This is a genomic window from Nostoc sp. 2RC (assembly GCF_014222165.1).
Taxonomy (GTDB): Bacteria; Cyanobacteriota; Cyanobacteriia; order Cyanobacteriales; family Nostocaceae; genus Nostoc; species Nostoc linckia.
On sequence record NZ_JACKZU010000470.1, the window covers coordinates 1 to 5,707 of the forward strand.

Annotated in this window: 5 protein-coding genes; all 5 read right to left on the reverse strand. The window is 44.1% G+C overall.

The annotated features are described in order from the left end of the window. Positions 1–119 precede the first annotated feature (119 nt). Entirely contained in the window at positions 120–1,466 is a 1,347-nt protein-coding gene (locus GNE10_RS31465; RefSeq protein WP_185569838.1) for a hypothetical protein, read from the reverse strand. 45 nt (positions 1,467–1,511) lie between these two features. Next, positions 1,512–2,168 (reverse strand): glutathione S-transferase family protein, encoded by a 657-nt coding sequence (locus GNE10_RS31470; protein WP_185569840.1) that lies wholly within the window; start codon positions 2,166–2,168, stop codon positions 1,512–1,514. A 413-nt stretch (positions 2,169–2,581) separates the two neighbouring features. Beyond that, positions 2,582–3,622, reverse strand: coding sequence for an aldo/keto reductase (locus tag GNE10_RS31475; protein WP_185569842.1), 1,041 nt, complete (start codon positions 3,620–3,622; stop codon positions 2,582–2,584). Positions 3,623–3,956: 334 nt separating this feature from the next. Next, on the reverse strand, positions 3,957–4,670 hold the full coding sequence (locus tag GNE10_RS31480) for an SDR family oxidoreductase (protein WP_185569844.1): 714 nt from the start codon (positions 4,668–4,670) through the stop codon (positions 3,957–3,959). Positions 4,671–4,839: 169 nt separating this feature from the next. Beyond that, on the reverse strand, positions 4,840–5,490 hold the full coding sequence (locus GNE10_RS31485) for a glutathione S-transferase family protein (protein WP_185569846.1): 651 nt from the start codon (positions 5,488–5,490) through the stop codon (positions 4,840–4,842). Positions 5,491–5,707 lie beyond the last annotated feature (217 nt).

Genomic DNA, 5,707 nt, shown 5'->3' on the forward strand with positions numbered 1-5,707 from the left:
CACCCTCCCCTTGCCAAGGGGAGGGTTGGGGAGGGGTCTTGTCTATGTGTTGCATTATTTTTTCAAATTGGTATTAAATAGGAGTCCTATATTTTGAATTAGTCTTACTTGCCTAAGGTTTAAGGAACTAGTACCATTGAATGTACGCCGCGGGTGACTGGGATAGAATAACGAGTTTGTACTAACTGCGGTTGCGGATTTAGCGGGTCGCTAGCAATTCGCCAGAAATCTATGGAACCACCTTTAATGCGATCGTCGAAATGGTCATAGTTCACAACTGCGAGATATTGGCTAGAGGCATCAAAGGCAGCAGCTTCGGGTAAAATGCCATCAAAAGGATAATCTGCTACTCGGTTGAGTTGTCCGGTTTGGGGATCTAGGGTAATCAATGTCAGCGATGAGAACCAAGTGATGCGATTGTCATTATATGGTAAGTAACTGCGCTCTAAATTGGTAGTGACTACATATCGACCATTGGGGCTAACTGTCAATCCTTCTGGACTGACACTTGTCATGGCTCGTGACACTAAAGCATGGCGGGGAGAACCATCGGTTTGTGTGCCGGCTTCTAAGCGAATACTTACCACACTCCCACGTGGGGCTTCATTCCAAGTTCCTTGCACATCTGCTCCCCAAAACAGATTATTCACAATCAAATGTCGGCCATCTGGTGTGAATCGTGCAATGTAAGGAGCCTTTTCTATTTTGACTATATTTCCCCAGGACTCAAGCCCAAGATTACCATCCTTAGTCACAACCTTGGCGAAAGAGATTTCAGCAGCATTTGTATTAACCAGTGCTAATGTATTTTGAGTGGGATGCCAAGTTGTATGGATTAGTTCCTGTCCTGACGGCAAGGAAGATACCGGAGGATAAATTGGTTGTCCTAGTCTGCCGTTGGTTAAAGGAATTAATGCTATAGGAGTTTTTACTCCAGCTCCTTTGGGATGAAAAGTAACTGAAACAAGGGAACCATCACTATTGATGCTAACGGATGTAGGACGCTCAGCGATCGCTACTTCTTGCACTTGAGTTGGTCGAGTCGGGTTACTCAAATCAAACAATAACAAGCGCTTGCCATGCTTGAGATCGGCAAAGGTTTGCTTTTGCCAATCGCCTTCGGGCCTTTGTTCTAGGGTTTCAACCACCAATGCATAACGCCCATCGGGTGTAACCGCCACTGCCCCTGGTGGCCCAGCAACCGAATTACTCGCCTCAGCTTCGTAAGCGCGTAAATCTCGGATATGTTTCCCTGCCAGAGGAATTACACTAATGGCATCGCGCCCCTCACGAGGCCCTAGTTTACCATCTACGTAAGCAGAAGCGAGCATATCTGCATCTGATATGGAAACAAGATAACGACCTTGAAATTCCAGAGGAGCAGCACGATTTAGAGTCTGGGCGATTGTCTTTGCAGATATGCCGATTACAGTTGCCAATGCTAGGGCCAAGATTTTCAGGTTCATGATTGGGGAGTGGGGAATTAGGTTTTGTCAATGCAAATTGGTAAATTAGGCGACTAATTGTAGTCCAAATTTAGGCACAGGTACGATGGTTTCCAGGAAGCTTGGGCGCTTTGTCAAGTGATGTAGCCAAGTTTTTAACTGCGGACGGCTGTTAATGAGTTCTTCTCCCTCTGGGGCTAGCTTCATTGATAAAAGAACGGGTGCCATAAAAATATCTGCCAGAGTAATGGAATCACCAACCAAATAAGTTTGGGTGAGAGCTGTTTCTAACACATCAAGATGAGAGGCGATGGCAGTTACACCACGCTTAATTATCCCTTCATCAGCCTGTCCACCGTTTTCAGGAATGTAAACACGCTGCACAAAAATTTGTCCGATGGCAATTGGTTGAATATAACTAACTGTGACGCTCATCCATTGGTGCATTCGTGCCCGTTCTAAAGGCGTTTTGGGTTGAAACGAGTCTCCATCGAATGACTCATCGATGTAGTGCAAAATTGCTTGGCTCTCGTAAATAATTTTGCGATCGTGGACTAATACCGGGACTCTGCGAAACGGATGTAGGCGAGTAAAGTCATCTACTGTCAAATCTTGAAATGTTACTGTTTCAAAATGATAATCAACCTTCTTCTCCAATAACAAAATTCGCACAGCACGAACATAGTTGCTAAATGCCCAACCGTAAAGTTGAGGTCGATCCATATCAAAACTCCTTATGGTAAACAGGACTTATACCAATACTGCTGGCTTTGTGCATTTTCAACTCGGAATTTGGTTTTGGGAAAAGGTGAGCCAGCGCGGTCTTGGGGGTTTCCCCCATGAGCGACTGGCGTTAGCGTCAGCGTTAGCGACGAAGGAGCGTCACCCCGAAGGGGTTAAAGGGTAAAGGGTAAAGGTTTTTTCTTTCCCTTTTCCCCTTAACCGACAAGTATTGGGAATTATACCAATTCAAAATTTATGGATTACAGCAGTTTTCATCTATTTGAACCACAATCCGTGGTAGAGGCGAACAACCATTCGCCCCTACAACGTGGTTTATTTACCTGAAAATTACTGTAAAAAAGCCAGATATTACAATGGCTTAGGCGTGTGTACTTCTGTGAAATTGGTATTAATCATGAAGCTGGGCGACTTCCTCCAGGCGATCGCTCTTGAGTTTGGTAGTTTAGCATCCATTGGGGATACTCCACCGGTAAATGACTAACTTTATCAATGGCAGCAAGTTCGTCATCTGTAAGTATTAACTCAGCAGCCATTAGGTTATCACGTAATTGTTCTACAGATTTCGCACCGATGATGATACTTGTGACATGGCTACGGCTGAGTAGCCATGCTAAAGAGATTCGAGCAATGGAACAATTATGGCTTTGGGCGATGGGCTGCAAAACATCGATAATGTTGTATGTTCTTTCTAAATCAACCGGAGGAAAGTCAAAGGTAGTGCGTCTTGCACCTGTGGGATTGTCTTGATGGCGTTGAAATTTACCGCTTAATAAACCACCAGCTAAAGGACTCCAAGGTAAGATGCTCAAGTGTTGGTCTTGAGCTAGGGGAATAATTTCCCGTTCCAAATCGCGACCAGCTAGAGAATAGTATGCTTGTACTGACTCGAAGCGATGCCAGTGATATTTATCTGCGATCGCCAATGCTTTCATAATCTGCCAAGCAGAAAAGTTACACAATCCAATATAGCGGACTTTACCAGAGGCAATGACATCATTGAGAGTACCTAAAGTTTCCTCAATGGGGGTTAGTGGATCGAAGCCATGAACTTGGTAAAGGTCAATGTATTCTACTTGGAGACGTTTTAAACTGCGATCGATTCCATTGAGAATATGATGGCGAGATAATCCAACTTGATTTGGGGTATTTCCTAATCGCTCGCGTACCTTTGTGGCAATCACCACTTCTTCGCGAGGCAATCCCAATTGTACAAGTGTTTTTCCTAAGATAACCTCAGACTGCCCCTCTGAATAAACATCAGCTGTGTCAAAAAAATTCACGCCTTTATCGAAAGCAGTTTTGACCAGTTGTGTGGCTGCATCAATACCCAACTGACCGATAACTTTCCAAAAGCCAGCACCACCGAAGGTCATAGTACCAAGGCAGATTTCAGAGACGTATAAACCCGTTCGTCCCAGTAATCGATACTGCATTTGTGTATCCAGTTTGATTGCGTGGAAAAATAGTCTACATGTGAAGGCAAGAAGCAATTAATTTTCTCTTGTTCTTTATTGCCTATTTCCTATTCTCCAAGAAAAAATAAATTACGCCTAATGTGAGTTAGAAAAAAATGCGGGACAAGTAAGAAGATGAGAGTTACCAACTTTTCAACTCAGACTTCCCCCGTAAATTTAGACCTACTGGCGTGTCAAGGCTAAAATAGTCCATTAGTAAACTCTTGTGGGGTGGGCATCCTGCCCGCCCAGACGGGTGAGGACACCCATCCGGCAAGAAATTTTATTGCAATATTTGAGCTGCGTCACTCCACTACACGTAACGATGACCACCATCAATGTGAATGACTTCCCCTGTAATTGAAGGATTGGTCATCAGAAAAATAACAGCGCTAGCTACTTCTGAGGCTGTTGCTAATCGCCTAGTGGGAATTTTAGAAGCAACATCTTGAAAAGCTTGTTCTTTAGCTTCGCCAAAAATTGTATCCCACATAGGAGTATCAGTCCAACCAGGGGAAACAGCATTGACTCGAATGGGAGTTAATTCAATGGCCAAAGCACGAGACATTTGTTCAGCCGCAGCAGTTCCCACCGCAGTTGCCCAAGCACCAGGAACTGGGCGGTCTGTGGATAATCCACCGGTGAGGGTAATGGAGCCGCCAGAAAGCATTTTTGGCACAGCAGCTCGAATGACATAAACGCTTCCCCAAACACGGGTTTCAATGGCGGGGCGAAATTGTTCAACAGAACCATCAAGAACTTTACCACCAACAAAACTACCGGCTGAAATGTAAACGTGGTCAACTGGCCCTGTTGTGGTGAATAAACGCTCTACTGCGGCTTCATCAGTGATGTCTACTAGACCGGTGTAGACTTTTCCTAGCCGCTCACATGCTTCCTCTAATTTGCTTAATGAGCGACCTGCAATTGTGACTTCTGCACCCAATTGTTTTGCCAATCGGGCAGTCTCATAGCCAATGCCCTGACTACCACCAACCACAACTACATGCTTTCCATCTAACTGCATTGCTGAAACCCTCCTGGGCAATAGATTCTTTTGGGAAAATTTGTGAATGAACAGTTGTAGCTATTGTTGACTGTGAACTGTCAATGCTTTAACTGGAATAATTGATTTTTTTGAGTTCTTAAACCCTGTTTTTCAGTAACTTGCAAGCACATCCGCTTGCTATTTGTATCTAACCTTGTGCCTTTCCTTCCAACAGTCCGGCTAGAGTTTGTTGAAAACTTTGCCGCTGGCTGAGATTGTCTAACCATGCTGCTGTTTTGGGTCTGGCTTTAATCAGTGCCGATCCTTCTTTGGTCATATTGACGTAGTACACCATTGAACCAGTTATGATATCAGCCAAGGTCAATGTATTGCCTACGATAAATGATGTTGCTAGTTCTTTTTCGAGGACATCTAGATGGTGACTAGTGATGTTTGCTGACTCTGCAACAACAACTTCATCAGGTATACCACCCATAATTGGACTCATAATTCGTTGCAAAAACAATTGCATCACACCGACTGTATACAAATAATTTGCTGCAATACCAATCCATTTCCGGACTTGGGCGCGTGCTTTGGCATCGGTAGGTTGTAAAGATGGGCCTGTAAAACCTTCATCAACGTAACCTAAAATCGCCGGAGTTTCGTACAAGACGAAATCTCCATGTTCCAATACGGGCATTCTCCCAAATGGGTTGAGCTTGGCGTATTCGTCTGTCTTCAGATAGTCAAACCCGATTTCGTTGAAGCGGTAGTCAATTCCTTTCTCGATTAAGACAATACGAGCAGAACGGACATAAGGACTGACTGGAAAGCCGTGTATAACAACGCTGGACATAAGGTTTACTCCTGAAGTGTTAATAGTATTTTTGAACGTTCATTCAATTTGAACACTCATTCAAGATAAAACGAAACAAAATCATTGTCAACACCAAATCGTAAAATTAATTTCTGAAAAAACGTCGGCTTCCCTTCGGGGATCAGAGAAAAGTGCGGGGGAAAGGGGAAAAGGGAAAGGTTTTAAATCCCTTACCCTTTACCCTTTACCCCTTACC